We start from the raw sequence: 17,590 nt of genomic DNA, 5'->3' as shown, positions 1-17,590 counted from the left end.
CTATAAGGGGCCGTCGAGGAAATCGGCTTTTGTGAAGGCGGCCAACGTGGCGGCCGGACTACCGAGGCGGACCCGCGTCCACATGATGCCGGCGCCGTTCGCCGCCGGCGTGCCCGGCGGGGCCGCCTCGCCGATGATCTCGCGCACGTTGCCGATGACCTCGCGGATCATCTGCGAGGCGCCGGGGCTGAGCAAACTGGCCTGGAATTGCGACAGATCCGACAGCGCGTCGGCGATCTTTTTGACCGACACCGGATCGTGCCCGGTTAATGGCCAGCAGTGCAAAAGATAGGCGAGCGGTACACGTTTTTTCTCCTCACACCAAAGTTCGAACAGTGCCGCGCACAGCGCGTCGATGCGATTGACCGTCTTTTTGCGCTGCAAAAAATAGTTGGGCATGACGGTCATCCGGCAAAGCAAGGGGATGCTCCACTTTAAACGCGCCGCCGGCTGCTGAACGTCAGGCGGCGCGGACTCTGCGCGGCCGGTTTGCTGATTCGCTGGTCAGGAAATCCTGAGGCGTTATCAGTCGATCCTGCATGGACGCTTATTGCCGACGAATGGATCGAGCCAGAGCGCTTTGCGATCCAACGGCACCCACGCGGGCAGAAACGGATTCTTCAGGTCGATCAGCACGCGCTGGTCGAGATGCAGGTCGGCGATGCTGCGCGAGAAATACGCGCGGAACAGCGCGTCGAAGCTGCCGTCCTTCAGCATGGCTTCGAGGCCGTCGTTGATTCGCTTCGCGAGCACCGGGGCGTCTTTGCTGACGTAGAAAAACTGCGCGTACGGGTAGCGGATCAGTAGATGGGATTCGATCCGCATCTGTGGAAAAGCCGTTTGAAACGCCTTCAACTCGCGCGTGATTTCAAGCACGCCGCGCGGAAACATATCGAAGCGGTGATCGGCCAGCATCGGAAACAGCAGGTCGTAGCGGCTCGCCGTGACGAGCGGTACGCCCGCCAGCCGGTACACCGGCACATCGCCCCAATCCTGGCCCTGACCGACCGTCAGCGTTCGCAGGCCCGCGAGGTCGTGGACCGCGTTGAATTTCGCCTGCTGCCCTTCGTTGATGAGCGCCACGCGATAGCCGAGCAGACCACGGTCGATCGGAATGGGAATCGGAATGGTGGCGGCATCGAGTTCATGGTGGCCGGGTTCGCTGGCCAGCACATTGATCAGGCGTCCTGCGATCACCTCGTCGATCTCGCGCCGTGCCGACATGGCCGCCGAATAGCTGTCGATCACGTAGGGGCCGTAAGCCGGCACGGTGTGGTCCAGCGCGGTGATCAGAAAAGCCCAGCGGCCTTCGCGCACGGTGTCGCCGGGAATGCGAAGAATCCGGACGTGCGTGACGTTCGTGACGTTCGTGACGTTCGCGGGTCGAGCGGCGGGAGACGAAGCAGGGGCAACCGTGGCGCCGAACGCGGAACCGAACAGCACGGCGGCAATGACGGACAGCGCAACCAACAGTTTCAGGGAGGCGCCCATTCCGTAGCGGTGGATGGCGTCGACGAACTCGGGTACGACCATGACTGACCTGAACCGGAAGCGATAGGTAGCCGGCAGTATGAGAGCGACTGGCGGGTTTCGCAAAATTCGATCGTTGCCCCGGTGCAAAGATACCAGGCCGACCGTGGGTGGGGCCACGATCGCACGCTTCTTGCCCGGATCTCGCACGACTCTCGCTCGACTCGCGGGATGGCAGGCCGCCGGCAGAACTCGTGGTACTGGCGCTATGCTAGCGGCTTCGTCTACCCCGAGGAGAACCCGATGACACAGCCACACGGATCGATGGTCACTTTTAACCGGCCTGACGGCAAGCCGTTGCAAGGCTATCTCGCGAAGCCGGCGAAACTGGAGGGTGCGCCCGCCGTCGTCGTGATTCAGGAGTGGTGGGGTCTGAATGACCAGATTCGCGGCGTCGCCGACCGGCTCGCGCTGGCCGGTTATCTGGCGCTGGTGCCCGACCTGTATCGCGGCAAGTCGACCGTCGAACAGGAAGAGGCCCACCATTTGATGAGCGCGCTCGATTTCGGCGACGCCGCCACGCAAGACGTGCGCGGCGCGGTTCAATACCTGAAGCAGCAGGCGGATAAGGTGGCGGTGACCGGTTATTGCATGGGTGGCGCGCTCACCTTGCTCGCGCTATCCAATATCCCCGAAGTGGCGGCCGGCGTGGTGTGGTACGGCTTTCCGCCGCTGGACTATATCGACGCATCGAAAATCAAGGTGCCGGTGATTGGCCACTGGGCGACGCAAGACCAGTTTTTCGCCGCGGAAACGGTCGACGCGCTGGAAAAGAAGCTGACCGAAGCGAACGTCGACGTCGAATTCCATCGTTATCTCGCGCATCACGCGTTTGCCAACGAAACGGCGGTCGGTTACAGCCGGATTCCGCAGACCCAATTCGATCCGGTCTGGGCGCAGCAGGCGTGGGATCGCACGCTGACCTTTTTCGGTCGCACGATGTGGAAGTGACCGGCGGGTCGGCCGGTCACCGGGCGGCGCGTGCGAGCTAGGGCCTGGCATGTTGTGCGTGTCGGGCTCAGAGCTTCGAGCCGCCGTCCACGTGCAGCGTTTCGCCGGTGATCCAGCGCGCAGCGTCGGAGGCCAGGAAGGCCACGGCGCCGCCAATGTCGTCCGGTTGCGCGACCCGTTTCAAGGCCTGCATGTTCAGTGTGACCTCGCGTCCCGAATCGGTTTTCGTGAAATTGGACATGTCGGTTTCAACGACCCCCGGCGCCACCGCATTCACACGAATGCCGCGTTCGCCGAGCGCGGACGCAAAATGCCTGACGAGCGTATCCACCGCGCCCTTGGTCGCGGCATAAGCGGGCAGCGTGCCGACCGCGGCGCGTGCGGCGAGCGACGACAGCAGCACCACGCTGCTGCCCTTGCACATCACCGGCAAGAGTTGTTGCACGAGAAAGAACGGCGCACGCACATTCACGGCGAACAGATTGTCGAAATCCTCGACAGTCGTGTCTTCAATGCTCGCCGCTTTCGAAATACCGGCGTTCGCCACCAGAATATCCAGCCGATGGCCAATCACCGCGCGCACCTGTTTGGCCAGTTCGTGCGGACCGTCGGCTTGGCGTAGATTCGCGGCAACCTTCTGCGCATTGCCGCCGGCCGCGCGAATGTCGGCGACCACGGCGTCCGCTTCCTTCTCTCCACTGCTGTAGTGAACCAGCACCTGCGCGCCGGCCTGGGCGAGCGCGAGCGCGCTGGCGCGGCCGATGCCGCGTGAAGCGCCCGTGACGAGCGCGGTTTTTCCTGTGAGGTTGTTCATGACGAGACTCCGGTTAGATGAATCGAATCGATGGATTGGGTGGCTTGCGTCGCTTGAGCGCGCTTAGGCGGCTGCGCTGTCTTCCGCCAGGAACTGCGCCACGTGTGCGACGAAGCGCTGCGGGTACTGGTACAGCGAGCCGTGGTTCGCGTCGGGGTAAATGATCAGTTGAGCGTTCGGCAGGTTCTGCTGAAGAATCCACGAATTGATCGAGTAGATGATCACGTCGTTGTCGCCGTTGACCACCAAGGTGGGTTGCTTCAGGTCGTGCAGATAGTCGAACGGTGTCGGACGCGGCGCACCCCATTTGGCGAGCGCGGCGAGTTGGGCCGGCGCGACCTTCTCGTTGGCTTCCGGGTCGCGTCCTTCGGTGCGCAGCCGGAAACGCTGCAGGAACTCGCGACCCGCGGCCTGGCTCGCGGCCGATGGCGAGAAGTGCACGCGCAGCCACAGATGGTCCGGCTCGGCATAAGTCGCGCCGAAAATGTCCTGCGCTTCCGGCGTGAGCGATTCCATCGCTTCACCGCTGCGCGGGCCCGTGCCGACCAGAATCAAGCGGCGTACCAGCTTCGGCTCGGCGATCGCCAGCGTCTGCGCGATCAACCCGCCCATCGAAAAACCGAGCACGTCGACCTGCGTCAGGCCGAGCGCCTTGATGAACGCGGCGGCGTTGGCGGCCATCGCCTCGATCGATTCCGGCACCTCGCCGGAGCTGCTGGAGATACCGGCGTTATTGAACAGTATCACTTCGCGGCTTTGCGCGAGGCCGTCGGTCACGGCCGGGTCCCAGTGGTCCATCGTGCCGGTGAAATGAATGTTGAACACGAGCGGTACGCCGCCGGTCTTGCCGAAGCGGCGATACGCGAAGCGGATGCCGCTCGCTTCGACGAACTGGGTCGGGGCGGTCAGGTGCGTGTGTGCCGTCATTTCAGGTTCCTCTTCGATATAGATAAAAGGTATGGTGCGCCGGCGGTGCTGAGTGCGTTGCGTCGCGCTCTGATGGTTAATGTAGTGGGGGCTTGCGCAAAGGAAAAAGACTTCGTAGGCTGGCGGGCATGCCTATGAGGCATATCTCGCCAAAAGGACCCATGGAGTTGAGACATCTGCGGTATTTCGTGGCCGTCGCCGAGACGGGCAGCCTGACGGTAGCGGCGGAGCGGCGTTTGCATACGTCGCAGCCGTCGCTGAGCCGGCAGATTCGCGATCTGGAGGACGAGGTCGGCGCGGCCTTGTTCATCCGCAGCGCGCGCGGGGTCGAACTGACCGCGGCGGGCAAGGCCTTTCTCGACCATGCGCGGCTCGCGCTGACGCAGGTCGACGCGGCCACCGAGGCCGCGCGCCGTGCGTCGCGGCCGGCCAAACAGGTCTTTGCGCTCGGCTTTCTGACCGGCCAGGAAATGACCTGGCTGCCGCGCGCCATGCAGGTGTTGCGCGACGAACTGCCGAATATCGACGTCACGGTATCCAGCCACTACTCGCCGGACCTCGCCGATGCGCTCGCGCGCGGCAAGCTCGACCTTGCGTTTCTGCGCACCGAGCCGGGCTTCGATCTCGATTACAAGGTGGTGTACCGCGAAAAGCTCGTCGTGCTGATGCCGAGCGATCACCGCTTGACCGCGCGCGCCACGATCCGCCCGGCAGATTTCGTCGGCGAGACGTTCATCATGGCGTCGAACAAGGCGAAGGTGCTGCACGACGTGATCGAACGGTATCTGCGGGAGAGTGGTGTGACGCTCACGCCCGAACATGGCGTCGACAATCTGGCCATGGCCATGTCGCTGGTGGCGTCCACGCGCGGACTCGCGTTGATGCCGGAGTATGCGAACAACCTGCTGCCGTGGTCGGTCGTGAGCCGTCCGCTCGAAGGCGACGCGCCGTGTGTGGATCTGGCGATCGGTTATAGCCGTGCGAATACGTCGCCGGTGCTGAAGCTGTTTTTGTCGCGCGCGGAAGAACTGGTGACGTCGGTCATCACGGCGGCGCGTTGAGGCTTGCGTGAGCGGTTCACCGCATTGCCGTCCTGCCGCTCTGCAGCTTTGTCGTGACGTCGCGCTAGCGGCTTGCGGATCGCTTCACCTATACTCGTTTCACCTTGCCGAGCCGACCATTCGCATTCGTTGTCATACCAACAAAACGGAGCCTCACATGCGTGTAGCGATGCGAAACGCCGCCCTCGGGCTGCTGATCGGTTTCACGTTGGGCGTTAGTGGCAGCGTCGGTGCGCAGGCCGGCTCGGGTTCTGCTTGTGACACCGGTTGCAAGGCTCGCGGCCAGTTGCTCGATCATCGCGTGTCGCTTCGGCTCAGCGCCGCGGCGTTTGCAAGGATGCTGGCGTCGAATGCCTCCGGCCAGCAGCTCGCGCAGATTGCCGGTAAGCCCGCTTGCGGCGTCGAGATCGTGACGTTCCGCTACGGCACGATCGGCGGCGCAGGCGAGTCGACCCAGGCGAGCGGCGCGCTGATGCTCCCGACCGGACACTCAGCCGCGTGCAGCGGGCCGCGTCCGCTGATGATCTACGCGCACGGCACCACGCCCTACCGCCACTACAACCTCGCCGACATCACGCAAACGGACCCCGCCAACACGGACGGCGCCGGCGAAGGCCTCGCCGTGGCGGCGATGTACGCGGCTCAGGGCTACATCGTGGTGGCGAGCAACTACGCGGGCTATGCCGGCTCCGATCTGCCGTATCACCCCTATCTGAACGCCGACCAGCAATCCGCCGATGTGATCGACTCGTTGCAGGCCGCGCGTCGGGTGCTGAACGACACGAAGCGCGGACAGAGAACACGCGAGAACGGCAAGCTGTTCGTGACCGGCTATTCGCAGGGCGGCTTCGTGGCGCTGGCGACGCATCGCGCGTTGCAGGCAGCGGGCGTGAAAGTGACCGCGTCGGCGCCGGGATCGGGTCCGTACGCGTTGGCCGCGACCGCGGACGCGTTGATCGAAGGCGAAGTCAACGTGGGTTCGACACTCTTCACGACGTTGATCGTGACGGGTTATCAGCGCGCCTACGGGAACATTTATCGCAAGCCTGGCGACTTTTATGAGGCGGCGTACGCGCCGGGTATCGAGACCTTGCTGCCGAGTCTGCAATCGCTCGACGCGCTCTTCGCCGCGAAAAAATTGCCGCCGACCCAGCTCTTCAGCAGCGTGCCGCCCGCGCCGCAATTCGCTGCGATGACGCCGCCCGCTGCGCCGCCGCTCGTGCCGGTCGCGTTGAAGCCGGTGTCCGCTGCGGGATTCGGCGACGCCAACCTCGTGCGCAACGCCTATCGCCTGGGGCTTCTGGAAGACGCCGCCGCCCATCCCGATGGCGCATTCCCGCAGCCGACGCCAAGCTTGACGACGGCCGCGAATCCGATGCACCCGCTGCGCCAGGCGTTCAAGCGCAACGATCTACGCAACTGGGTACCGCAAGCGCCCGTGCAACTGTGCGGCGGCGCGGCGGACCCGACGGTGTTCTTCTTCAACGCGCGCACCGAACAGGCGTACTGGTTGAGCGCCAAGGTGCCGGCGGGACTGACTTCGGTGCTCGACGTGGACTCGCCTGTGAGCGGACCGAACGATCCCTACGCGCCGATCAGGCAGGGCTTCGCGAATGCCAAGGCGTCGCTCGCGAAGCAGGCGGTGGCGAACGGTGCGACCGATGGCGGCGCTTCCGCCGTGTTGCAGGCGTATCACGGCGAACTGGTCGCGTCGTTCTGCATGGTGGCCGCGCGAGCGTTCTTCGCGAACTTTTGACGAGCCGCGCGCGGCAACGCAGCGCGCGCTTCCGCTCAATTGCCGAACAGCGACGCTTGCGTGCCGACGCCCGGCGCTTGACGTGCAGGCTTGGCTTTCGCTTCGACCTTATGTGCGGGAGCGGATACCGAACCCGATACCGACATCGCCCCATCCACTCCCGCTTCCAGCGAAGTCTGCCCCGCCTCCAGCGACAACAGCAGCATCTTGTTTGCCAATCCGCCCGCGAATCCGGTCAGATCGCCGGACGCGCCGATCACCCGATGGCACGGCGCCACGATGGAAATCGGGTTCTTGCCGTTCGCCGCGCCGACCGCGCGTACGGCGTTGACATTGCCGAGTTGCAGCGCGATTTCCTTGTAGCTGCGCGTCTGGCCGAACGGGATCGTCAACAGCGCGTGCCAGACTTTCTTCTGGAACTCGGTGCCCTGAAAGTCGAGCGCGAGGTCGAACGCCTGGCGTTTGCCGGCGAAATACTCGTTCAATTGCCGTTCGCTTTCGACCAGGATCGGGCGGTCGTTCGCCTCGATCAGCGTACCGAGACGAACCCGGTTCGGCTTGTCGTTTTCCCACAGAATCGCGGCCAGCCGTTCGCCGTTGGCGACGAGCTTCAACTGACCGACGGGTGAATCCATCAACTTGTATGCGTATGTCACGGTGTTTCTCCTGGCGGGTTGGAGGCCGGCATGCCGGTAGGCGAGGCCGCGATGTCGCGTAGTGCGCGCCGATGTTCGACAGTGTGAACGTCGTGCCCGCTGCCCGCGCTCCAGATCTTGCTGTCCAATTCGTGTGAAAGCATGACAGATGTGCGTGCAGCATGGGGCGTTTTGGTGTCGACGAGTCTAATAACCGTAAACGCAGACCGCCTCGTCGCGACTCAGTAGAATTGAGGCCCCCGGTACGACACGTACCGGCAACGGACAGCCAGACCACGACTTTGACCACGACACTTGAACAATTGCGGGCCGGCCAGCTCGCCGGTACGCGCCACCTCAAACTGGCGTGCGGGCTGCGCGAATTTCCGCGCGAGATTTTCGATCTGGCCGACACGCTGGAAGTCCTCGACCTGTCCGGCAATGCGCTCAGTGCGCTGCCCGATGATTTGCCGCGCCTGAGCAGGCTGCGCATTCTGTTCGCTTCCGACAACCTGTTCACCGAGTTGCCGCCCGTACTGGGGCAATGCGAGCAACTGAGCATGATCGGCTTCAAGGCCAACCGTATTCGCGACGTGTCCGGCAACGCGTTGCCGCCGCTGCTGCGCTGGCTGGTGCTCACCGACAATCGACTCGCCGCGCTGCCGGCGGAAATCGGCCGCTGCACGCACTTGCAGAAGCTGATGCTGGCCGGCAATCAATTGCGTGCGTTGCCCGACACGCTGGCCGCCTGCACGCGGCTCGAACTGATACGTCTCGCGGCGAACCAGCTCGACACATTGCCGGACTGGCTGACACGTCTGCCCCGGCTTGCGTGGCTCGCGTACGCCGGCAATCCGTTCGACGAAGCGCTGGAAACGTCGGCGCTGGTCGACACGCCGATCGCGGCGATCCCATGGAACGCGTTGCAACTCGAGCAGACCTTGGGCGAAGGCGCTTCCGGCGTGATCTATCGCGCGGAACTGTCGGCGCCGCATGGCGGCGTCGCGCGGCCGGTCGCCGTCAAGCTGTTCAAGGGCGCGGTGACGAGCGACGGCTTGCCCGACTGCGAAATGGCCGCCTGCATCCAGGCCGGCGGTCATCCGAACCTGATCCCGGTGGCAGGCAAAGTAGCGGACCATCCAGCGGGCACGCACGGCCTCGTGATGGAATTGATCGATCCGCGTTTCGGCAACCTGGGCGGTCCGCCGAGCCTCGAATCGTGTACGCGCGACATCTACGCCGCGGGCACGCGTTTTGATCCGGCGTCCGCGTGGGCGATTGCGCAAGGCATTGCAGCGGCGGCGAGTCATTTGCATCGGCGCGGCATCATGCATGGCGATCTGTACGCGCACAATATTCTGTACGACGGTCAGGGGCATGCGCTGCTAGGCGATTTCGGCGCGGCATCGATCTATCGCACGGAAGAGGCGCACACCGCCGTCGCGCTGCAGCGCCTCGAAGTGCGCGCTTACGGTTGCCTGCTCGACGAGTTGCTCGAACGCTGCGACTGGCTCGACACGCAGGCCGACGTAGCGGCGAAGCTCGCGCAGTTGAAGGACAATTGCCTGAGCGAAGACATCGGCAGCCGTCCGCTGTTCGACGACATCGCGGCGGCCTTGCTCGCGTTAAAGCCGGCCTGATGCTTGCCGCCCTGCGAGCATGCGAGCGCGGTGGCCGTCAGGGATCAAGCCGCGCAATCGCGTTTCGTCAGATCTGCCGAGGAGGAAAACGTCCATGACGCACAAGACGGCCCGAAGGAAGTCTTGCTGGGCGATGCCCCAGGAGAATCCGAGTTTGGGCATGCGCCGTCGCGTGCTGTTCGGCGGTGCGCTGGCCGCCGCCGGTTTGGCGATATCGCCGGCGGTTCAGGCGCTGCAAGGCGGCAAGCTGAAGATCGGCCTCGTGCTGAAGTCGCTCGCCGATCCGTTCACGGTGGCCATGCAGAACGCCGCGCAGAACTACCAGCAGCATTACGCATCGCAATTCGGTTTGACGGTGCGTGGCACGGCGTCGGAAGGCGACACGGCGGTGCAGATCCGCATGGTCGAGGACATGATCCGCGCGAAGATGGACGCGATCGTGATCGCGCCGACCGACTCGAAAGCGCTGACGCCGGTGATCGCACGCGGCATCAAGGCCGGCATTATCGTCATCACGATCGACAATCCGCTCGACGATGCGTCGCAGGACGCAGCCGGTATTTCCGTGCCGTTCGTCGGGCCGAACAATCGCAAGGGCGCGCTGCAGGTGGGGAAGGTGCTGGCCGGCCGGCTCAAGGCGGGCGACCAGGTGGGGATCATCGAAGGTATTGCGGCGGATCGCAACGCCCAGCAGCGCACGGCGGGCGGCCGGGAGGCGATGAGCGCGGCGGGCATCGAGGTGGTCGCGGTGCAATCGGGCAACTGGGATTACGGCAAAGGCCGCGACGCGGCGGCGGCAATGCTCGGCGAGCATCCGCAACTGCGCGGGTTGCTGTGCGGCAACGACAACATGGCGATGGGCGCGGTCGATGCGGTGCGCGACGCGGGCCGAACCGGCGGCGTGTCGATCACCGGTTATAACGATATCGAAGCGATCAGACCGTTGATTGCCGACGGCCGCGTGCTCGCCACCATCGATCAGTTCGCGGACCGCCAGGCCGTGTTCGGGCTCGACGTGGCATTGAAAGCCGTCACCGAGCAGAGAAGGGAAGGTGATTTGTCGAAGGTGATCGAGACGCCGTTGCAACTGGTCACGGCGCCGGTGCGTTGAAGGGCGTGCAACGCGTCGCGTCGCAGGGCTTGCGCACGTTGCATTGCACGGGCGGCATTTAATCGCTACTTAACCGCTACCTGTCAATTCGCGCTGACCTTGTGCGGCTTGGTCGCTTTTTCAAGCTTGTTGTACTCGAATTCAGGCACGGACTTCAGCGCGTCCTTGGTTGCGCCGGGCAGGAACAGATTGCCGTCGCGAATCTCGAAGTGGTCGACCGCGATCGCCACGTAGTGTTTGCCCATGCCGAGGAATCCGCCGACGGAGACGACCGCGTAGGTCGCTTTGCGATCCGGCGAAATGATCACGTCGTAGATGCTGCCGATCTTGTCGTTGAGATCGTTGTAGACCGGTTCGTCGACCAGCGCGCGGCGCACGCTCCAGCCCTTGAGCAACGCGTTCGTCTGCTCGACCGTGCCGCCGAGAGGTTGCAGCCCGGCCACCTGGGCGGCTGCCCCCTGCGACGCGCAGATCGCGGCGAGCGCGGCGGCGCAGATCAGTGTGTTCGCTTTCATATTCGGCTCCTGGTTTATGTGTCGGGAGGGGGGGCGGACGGGTCCGGCAGTCAGCCTCCTACCAGGGAGATGCGGTAGCACGTCACATGCCCGGCTTCGGTGGCTGCGCGCTGCGAGCGGGTGCCAGCTGCGTTGCGCAACGAGCAACGCGTGTCATGGCGGCCACTGCCGCGCTACAACGCGGGTTCGACCGCACGCAACGGCGCAAGACCGGTCGGCACACGTTGCGCGCGCCATGCGTCGCCGGCGGCCACGATCGCGCCTTGTAGCGCCGCGCCGTGTCCGAACGCCGCGATCATCACGTCGGGCGGATAGGGCACGGCGCGTTTCAGCAACGAGCGAATCTCGTCCGCAATGCCCGGAATCCGCGCCATGCCGCCGCCGATCACGATCCGCGACGGGTCCAGCATCAAGGTCAGATTGGCGATATGCACGCCAAGGTGATGGAACGTGTCGTCGAGCAACGCCTTCACTTGCGGTACGGAGTCGCGCATCGAAAACACTTCGCGCGTGGTGACGTTGCGTCCCAGTAGCGCGCTCGCACGCTCGCCGATCGCACGGCCCGACACGAAGTCTTCCAGCGGCGCACCGCCATCGGCGAATAGCGTCTCGCCCGGCACGCCGCGCAACTGATAGCCGATCTCACCGGCCGCGCCATGCGCGCCGCGCAGCACCTTGCCACCGATCACCGCTGCCGCGGCGAGACCGGTTCCCAGGTTCACATACAGTCCACATTCGACGTCGACCAGCGCGCCGCAACGGGCTTCCGCGAGCGCGGCGGCCTTGACGTCGGTTTCCACGCCGACGCACTGAATCGCGAAACCCTTGCGTAGTTCGTCGTGCAAGGCGAGCCGGTCCCAGCCCGGATTGTTCGGCGCGAGGCGAATGCCGTCGGGCTCCACGATGCCAGGCGTAACGGCCGCCACCGCGAGCAAGGCACCGCCTGCGTCCATCGTGGTCGTCGCGATCAGTGCTCGTGCCGCTTCGAACATACGTCGCATGACGCTCTGCGCGCCTTGTTGCGCCAGAGTCGGAATTTCCGCTTCGTGAAGGCGCTGTCCGGTTTCCGTGGTGGTCGACATGGCGATCTTGGTGCCGCCGAAATCGATCGCCAGAAGAAAGCCATGCTGCCCGGCGCTGGCGTTGCCGCTAGTGCGCCGGGTTTCATTCGGGTCTTTATTCAGGTCGTTATCGCGCATGCGTTTGCGTTGTAGCGGAGACGTTTGCGGTGCTGCTCATCTGGCGTTCGAGAAACACTTCGCGGATAGGTTTGGGGCCGAACGGCCATTGACGCGCCACGCGCGCCCAGATCAGGAACGCGATCAGACCGAGCACCAGCCAGCCGGTCGACATCAACTGCGATTGGCGGTCGGTCGCATAGAACACGTAGAGCCAGCCGACCAGCGCTACCAGACTCGGCAGCGGATAAAGCCACTGGCGGTAGGGCCGTTCGAGCGTCGGCTGACGGCGGCGCAGCACGGTCAGCGCCGCGATCTGCGCGACCGACTGCAACAGCACCGCCACGGCGACCAGCATGTTGATGACGGAGGTCAGATCGAAAAACGTGCCGGCCGCCGTGACCACGCCCATCACGATCAGCGCGACGTGCGGGAAGTTATGCTTCGGATGCAGCTTGCCGAAGGCGGCGAGGAACACGCCGTCGCGCGCCGCGTAGAAGGGCACGCGCGAGCCACCGAGCAAGCCGGCGAACACCGACGCGAACGCCGCGAACAGAATCAGCACCGTGACGATCGCCGCCGCCGCATGCCCCCAGTTGCGCTCCACGACCAGCGACGCCACCGACGTCGATTTCGCGACCTCCTGCCAAGGCACCGTGCCGAGCACGCCGATCTGCATCGTGAGGTACAGCACCATCATCGCGATGATCGACACGATGATGGAGCGCGGCATCACGCGGCCGGGGTTTTTCAGTTCGTCGCCCATGTACGCGGTCGTGTTGTAGCCGGCGTAGTCGTAAATGGCGATGATCAGGCCGGCGCCGAGGCCGGTGAAGAACTTGCCGAGATCGCCCGCGCCGGCCGGCAGCGTGGTCGCGAGGCTCAGATGAAAATCCGAGTACGCGGCCGCGATGGTCAGTCCGACCGCCAGCATCATGATGACCCACAGCACCGTGCTCAACGCGCGAATCGATTCGATCCGCCGGTACAACGCCAGCACCACCAGCGCGGTGACGCCGACGCCGATGGCGTGCGTCTGCCATGCGGAAAGCGTCGGCAGAAAGAACCCGAGGTACTGCACGAAACCGATAATGCCCGTGCTCATGATCAGCGGAATGGAGAGCATCGCGGTCCAGACGAACAGGAACGGCATCAGCTTGCCGGTGCGGTACTGGAACGCTTCGCGCACGTAGAGATAAGTGCCGCCGGCGCCCGGCATCGCTGCGCCGAGTTCGGCCCAGACGAGGCCGTCGGCCATGGCCAGCACCGCGCCGAGAATCCAGCCGACGATCGCGAGCGGCCCGTTCAGCACGGCGACGATGGCCGGAATGGTCAGGAACGGCCCGACGCCGCAAATCTGGATCATGTTCACGGCGATCGCCGGGAACAGGCCGACGGAACGGCGGAACTGCGGAGCCTCGGCCGTCGGCTCTACGGCCGCGTCAGCCATGGCTTGCGGGGACGGTTCCCGCCAGGTGGAATCGCTCATCGATATCTCCATGCGGCGCTTGCCGCGTCGTTGATCGGATGCTTCGGCATTCATCTCGTTTTTGTGTTGCCGAATGATAGGAAACTTTCTTTACTAATTCAAGCGAGCCAAAAATGTCCGTCCGGCTCGACCAGGACGGCGGCTTGCCGCGCCGTACAGTCGTTGATAGGATCGGCCATCCCGAAACCAGACAGCCCATGCACGCGCATAGAAAGCACAGCCAGCCGACCGTCACCGTCACCCGTGGTCCCGCGTTCGTGCGCCAGGGCAACGAATGGGCGATTTACCAGCATCTGCTGTCGATGGCGCCGGCCTCCAGCCCGCAGCTCGCGGAGAGTACGGGGCTGTCCAAGGTGACCGTCACGGCCGCGCTCGGCAATCTCGAACGGCTGGGCCTCGTCGAGCAGACAGGGGTGCGCGGCGGCAGCGCGGGGCGTTCTCCGCGCCTCTACGCGCCGCATGCGCGAGCGGGCTTCGTGGTCGCGATCGACGTCGGCGCGGAATGGATTCGCGGCGCGATCGCCGATCTGACGGGCACGGTGGTGGCGCGGCTCGACAAGCGCACGCCGGCGAAAGTCGAGCGGTTCGTCGCGCGCATCGTCGAGATCGTCGACGCGATGCTCGACGCGCAGCAGGTTTCGCGCGACGCCGTGCTCGCGACCGTGTTCGGTTCGCCGGGTGTGCTGGACGCCGACCACGACCGCTTGCGTCTCGCGCCGAACCTGCCGGATCTGGAGCGGCCGGGGCTGATTCCGTCGCTAAGGGACGCGCTCGACGCGGACCTGTTCGTCGAGAACGACATCAATCTGGCCACCCTGGGCGAGCAGCAGCACGGACTCGGGCGCGGCGTCGACAACTTCGTGTTCATGTCGGTCGGCACGGGCGTGGGTCTCGGCATCATCGCCGATGGCCGTTTGCATCGCGGCGCGCACGGCTTTGCCGGCGAGATCGCGGTGTTGCCCGCAGCCCCCGAGGTGGGTTCGAAATCGGATGGCGTGTACCGGCCCATGTTCGAAGCGTCGTCGGCGGCGAAGGGGATCGTTGCGCAGGCGCAGCGGCGCGGGCTGACGGTGTCGAATGCCGAGGAGGTGTTCGTCGCGGCGAACGCCGGCGACCGACGCGCGCTCGATTGCGTGGCGGAAGAAGCGCGTCAGCTGTCGTGGGGGCTCGCGTCGATCATTCCGATTCTCGATCCGAAGCTGGTGGTGCTGGGCGGCGGCGTCGGCCGCAGCGGCGCATTGCTGTTGCCGGCGATCCGCGATCATCTCGCGCAATGGCTGCCGATTCCGGTGCCCGAGTTTGCGGTCTCGGCGACCGGCACCGACGCGGTGCTGCTCGGCGCGATCGTGCTGGGTGTCGAGCGGGCGCGTGTGAAGGCTTTCGAGCGGTTGGGGTACGCGACGACGGCTTAGCGAGGGCGACTCAGCGACGGCGGCGCGTGCCGCCTTACGCCTTCACGAAACGGGGTACGTGGTCTGCCAACCCCCACCCAACGCCTTGAACAACGTCACGAGCGACACCGCCACCTCGGTCGAACTCGCGGCGAGCGCCTGTTGCGTGCCGAGCAGATCCTTTTGCACGGTCAGCACATTCAGAAAATCCGCCGCGCCGGCAACGTACTGACGTTGCGCGTTATCGAGCGCGATCCGGTTCTGTTCGACCGCCTCCGCCAGCTTGTCGTGCTGTGACTGACGTGCGTCGTAATCGCTCATGGCGTTGTCCACTTCGTGCCAGGCGTTCAGCACCGTGCGCTGAAATGCGATGGCCGCTTCCTGCTGTTGCGCTTCGCGCAGCGCCAGTTGTCCTTTCAACCGGCCGCCTTCGAAGAGCGGCACGCTCAACGCCGGACCGACGCCGAACATGTGCGAACTCCACTGGTCGAGATCGTCGAAATGCATGGCCTGCAAACTCAGATTCGCCGACAGCGTGACGCGCGGATAAAAGTCGCCGACCGCCACGCCGATACGCGCGGTCGCCGCATGCAAACGCGCTTCGGCCGCGCGAATGTCCGGCCGGCGCTCCGCCAGTGCCGACGGCAGCCCGGCCGGCACGCGCGGCGGCAGCGCCGGAATCGGTGCGGCGGCGCGCAATTCGCTATTCAGTGTGTGCGGCGGCGCGGCCATCAGAAAACTCAACGCATTGACGAGGCGTGCGTGCTGGTTGTCGAGCAACGGCAATTGCGCTTCGATCGTGCTGACCTGCGCGGCGGCTTCGGCCATGTCCAGACGCGTCGCGACGCCGTCGGCGAATCGGATTTTCGTCAACGCCAGGCTGTGCCGCGCGATCTCCAGATTCTGCTGAACGATTTGCTGTTGCGCCTGCACGCCGCGCAATTGCAGGTAGTTGCTCGCGGTGTCGGCGAGCGTTGCCAGCAACACGTCGCGGCGCAGATCCGCGCTGGCTTCGACGCTGGCATCGGCGGATTCGGTTTCGCGCCGCACGCGGCCCCACAGATCGAGTTCCCACGACGCGTCGAGCCCCGGTTGCCACACGTTGAAATCGTGCTTGCCGCCGAGTCCGGCCACGTCGAGCAGCCCGTTCTGGCTCGAGCGCGCGTGTTGATACGACGCCGTGCCTTCGACCGAGGGCAGCGCATCCGCGCCGCTCACACGACGCGCGGCGCGGGCCTGCATCAGCCGCGCGCTTGCCGTCTTGACGTCGAGGTTGGCATTGGCGGCACGCGCGATCAGCGACGACAGTTCGGCATCGTGAAACACGTTCCACCACTGCGGATCGAGCGCGCCGTCGACGATCTGCGACTGCGCTGTGGAGAGCGACCGGGGAGTTTGCCCCGCGTCCCAGCGATCCGGCAACGCCGCCGCCGGACGCTGAAAATCAGGCCCGACCGTGCAGGCCGCCAGCCCCAGCACGCACACGCCCAGGGCGATTCGTGAGATGAGCGTGTTCATCGCGCGGCGACCTTTTCGCCCGCTGACGAAGCAGGTGTGTTGCCGGTGCGAATCGTCGCGTCGACGGACATGCCGACGCGCAATTTATCGAGCGACGCCTGGCTTGCCGTCAGCACGATCTTGACCGGAATCCGCTGGACCACCTTGGTGAAGTTGCCGGTGGCGTTGTCGGGCGCGATGGCCGCGAAGGTGACGCCGGTCGCGGGCGCGAAACTGTCGACCGTGCCGTGCAGCACCACGCCCGGATACGTATCGACGCGAATCTCGGCCGCCTGGCCGGGACGTACGTCCGTCAGTTGCGTCTCTTGGTAATTCGCCACCACGTAAGCCTGCTGCAACGGCACGACCGCCAGCAGCGGCGAGCCCGGCGTGACGTACGCGCCGACACGCGCGGCGCGCTGTCCCACCACGCCGTCGATCGGCGCGACGATGCGGGTCCAAGACAGATCGAGGCGCGCTCTATCGAGCGCGGCTTGCGTCTGCTGGAGCGTGGCTTCGGCGCGCTCGCGCTGGGTCGTCAGCACGGCGACCTGCTGTCTCGCCGCTTTCAACGCGGCGTCGTTGCGCGCGACGTCGGCGAGCGCGGTGTCGGTCCGCGAGCGCGCCTGCTGTGCGTTCTGCAGACTGCCGGCGCCGTGTTGCGCAAGGTCGGCGTAGCGGGCGTCGTCGGCGCGCGCGAACACGGCGTTCGCGTGCGCGGCGGAAAGCGCGGCGGCCGCCTGATCGATCAGCGACTGTTGCTGCACGAGGCTCGCCGATACGTTGTCGATCGCCGCCTGGGCGGCCGCGACGTTGGCGTTTGCCGCGTTGACCGCCGCCGCGTAATCGCGGTCGTCGATCTGCGCGAGCAGTTGTCCTTTGCGCACGAACTGATTGTCGTCGACGCCGAGTGCGACGATCTGACCGGCAACGCGCGGCGCGACTACGGTGTAATCGGCGCTGACGAAGGCGTCGTCGGTGCTGGGTCCGGACGGTTTCAACACGCCATACGCGAGCGCGGCGCACAGGCCGAGCAGCACGATCGCCCCTGTGCCGACGGCGTAAATTTTCTTGTTCGATTTCGACTCAGACATG

General features: G+C 65.2%; 16 protein-coding genes. 6 read left to right on the top strand and 10 right to left on the bottom strand.

The genetic code is table 11. The annotated features are described in order from the left end of the window. Window positions 1-399: a hypothetical protein gene (locus BX591_RS11020; RefSeq protein ID WP_146749753.1), complete on the bottom strand. Its 399-nt coding sequence runs from the start codon at window positions 397-399 to the stop codon at window positions 1-3. A gap of 126 nt (window positions 400-525) precedes the next feature. Next, window positions 526-1,533, bottom strand: coding sequence for a type 2 periplasmic-binding domain-containing protein (locus BX591_RS11015; RefSeq protein ID WP_111931134.1), 1,008 nt, complete (start codon window positions 1,531-1,533; stop codon window positions 526-528). A gap of 240 nt (window positions 1,534-1,773) precedes the next feature. Between BX591_RS11015 and BX591_RS11010 the strand changes: the two genes are divergently transcribed. Beyond that, window positions 1,774-2,481 carry a dienelactone hydrolase family protein gene (locus tag BX591_RS11010; protein ID WP_111931521.1) on the top strand — a complete coding sequence of 236 codons (708 nt, stop codon included), beginning with the start codon at window positions 1,774-1,776 and terminating at the stop codon, window positions 2,479-2,481. 67 nt (window positions 2,482-2,548) lie between these two features. On the opposite strand, the gene BX591_RS11005 is transcribed toward BX591_RS11010, so the two are convergent. Both BX591_RS11005 and BX591_RS11000 read right to left on the bottom strand, forming a co-directional pair. Continuing rightward, window positions 2,549-3,295 (bottom strand): SDR family NAD(P)-dependent oxidoreductase, encoded by a 747-nt coding sequence (locus tag BX591_RS11005; RefSeq protein WP_111931132.1) that lies wholly within the window; start codon window positions 3,293-3,295, stop codon window positions 2,549-2,551. A 63-nt stretch (window positions 3,296-3,358) separates the two neighbouring features. After that, window positions 3,359-4,222 (bottom strand): alpha/beta fold hydrolase, encoded by an 864-nt coding sequence (locus BX591_RS11000; RefSeq protein ID WP_111931130.1) that lies wholly within the window; start codon window positions 4,220-4,222, stop codon window positions 3,359-3,361. 161 nt (window positions 4,223-4,383) lie between these two features. Between BX591_RS11000 and BX591_RS10995 the strand changes: the two genes are divergently transcribed. Both BX591_RS10995 and BX591_RS10990 read left to right on the top strand, forming a co-directional pair. Continuing rightward, a complete protein-coding gene (locus BX591_RS10995) occupies window positions 4,384-5,283 on the top strand; it encodes a LysR family transcriptional regulator (protein WP_111931128.1) in 900 nt (299 codons plus the stop codon). Window positions 5,284-5,440: 157 nt separating this feature from the next. Then, window positions 5,441-7,039 (top strand): alpha/beta hydrolase family protein, encoded by a 1,599-nt coding sequence (locus BX591_RS10990; RefSeq protein WP_111931126.1) that lies wholly within the window; start codon window positions 5,441-5,443, stop codon window positions 7,037-7,039. Between the two features lie 35 nt (window positions 7,040-7,074). Here BX591_RS10990 and BX591_RS10985 read toward each other — a convergent pair whose 3' ends face one another. Further along, the gene (locus BX591_RS10985; protein WP_111931124.1) at window positions 7,075-7,695 is read right to left on the bottom strand and encodes a methylated-DNA--[protein]-cysteine S-methyltransferase; all 621 of its coding nucleotides are present in this window, start codon (window positions 7,693-7,695) and stop codon (window positions 7,075-7,077) included. A gap of 281 nt (window positions 7,696-7,976) precedes the next feature. Here BX591_RS10985 and BX591_RS10980 point away from each other — a divergent pair, with 281 nt between their 5' ends. Beyond that, window positions 7,977-9,314: a leucine-rich repeat-containing protein kinase family protein gene (locus BX591_RS10980; protein WP_111931122.1), complete on the top strand. Its 1,338-nt coding sequence runs from the start codon at window positions 7,977-7,979 to the stop codon at window positions 9,312-9,314. A gap of 133 nt (window positions 9,315-9,447) precedes the next feature. After that, window positions 9,448-10,425: a substrate-binding domain-containing protein gene (locus BX591_RS10975; RefSeq protein ID WP_176343060.1), complete on the top strand. Its 978-nt coding sequence runs from the start codon at window positions 9,448-9,450 to the stop codon at window positions 10,423-10,425. 83 nt (window positions 10,426-10,508) lie between these two features. Here the strand turns inward: BX591_RS10975 and BX591_RS10970 are convergent, their stop codons facing one another. From BX591_RS10970 to BX591_RS10960, 3 genes are all read right to left on the bottom strand, one after another. After that, window positions 10,509-10,940: a PRC-barrel domain-containing protein gene (locus BX591_RS10970; RefSeq protein ID WP_111931118.1), complete on the bottom strand. Its 432-nt coding sequence runs from the start codon at window positions 10,938-10,940 to the stop codon at window positions 10,509-10,511. A 173-nt stretch (window positions 10,941-11,113) separates the two neighbouring features. Continuing rightward, complete coding sequence (locus BX591_RS10965) at window positions 11,114-12,139, bottom strand: ROK family protein (protein WP_111931116.1); 1,026 nt, start codon at window positions 12,137-12,139, stop codon at window positions 11,114-11,116. After that, complete coding sequence (locus tag BX591_RS10960; RefSeq protein WP_111931519.1) at window positions 12,129-13,607, bottom strand: APC family permease; 1,479 nt, start codon at window positions 13,605-13,607, stop codon at window positions 12,129-12,131. Before BX591_RS10960 ends, BX591_RS10965 begins: the two co-directional genes overlap by 11 nt. A 197-nt stretch (window positions 13,608-13,804) precedes the next feature. Here BX591_RS10960 and BX591_RS10955 point away from each other — a divergent pair, with 197 nt between their 5' ends. After that, entirely contained in the window at window positions 13,805-15,019 is a 1,215-nt protein-coding gene (locus BX591_RS10955; RefSeq protein ID WP_167444526.1) for an ROK family transcriptional regulator, read from the top strand. 42 nt (window positions 15,020-15,061) lie between these two features. Here BX591_RS10955 and BX591_RS10950 read toward each other — a convergent pair whose 3' ends face one another. Together BX591_RS10950 and BX591_RS10945 are read right to left on the bottom strand one after the other, a co-directional pair. Next, on the bottom strand, window positions 15,062-16,516 hold the full coding sequence (locus tag BX591_RS10950) for an efflux transporter outer membrane subunit (RefSeq protein WP_111931112.1): 1,455 nt from the start codon (window positions 16,514-16,516) through the stop codon (window positions 15,062-15,064). Next, complete coding sequence (locus tag BX591_RS10945) at window positions 16,513-17,589, bottom strand: HlyD family secretion protein (RefSeq protein ID WP_111931110.1); 1,077 nt, start codon at window positions 17,587-17,589, stop codon at window positions 16,513-16,515. The genes BX591_RS10950 and BX591_RS10945 overlap by 4 nt, the downstream gene beginning before the upstream one ends. Between the last annotated feature and the right edge of the window lies 1 nt (window position 17,590).

The sequence above is a fragment of the Paraburkholderia bryophila genome, assembly GCF_003269035.1.
Classification (GTDB): Bacteria; Pseudomonadota; Gammaproteobacteria; order Burkholderiales; family Burkholderiaceae; genus Paraburkholderia; species Paraburkholderia bryophila.
Note: the sequence above shows the minus strand (reverse complement) of the source record. Positions and strands in the feature narration are given on the sequence as shown.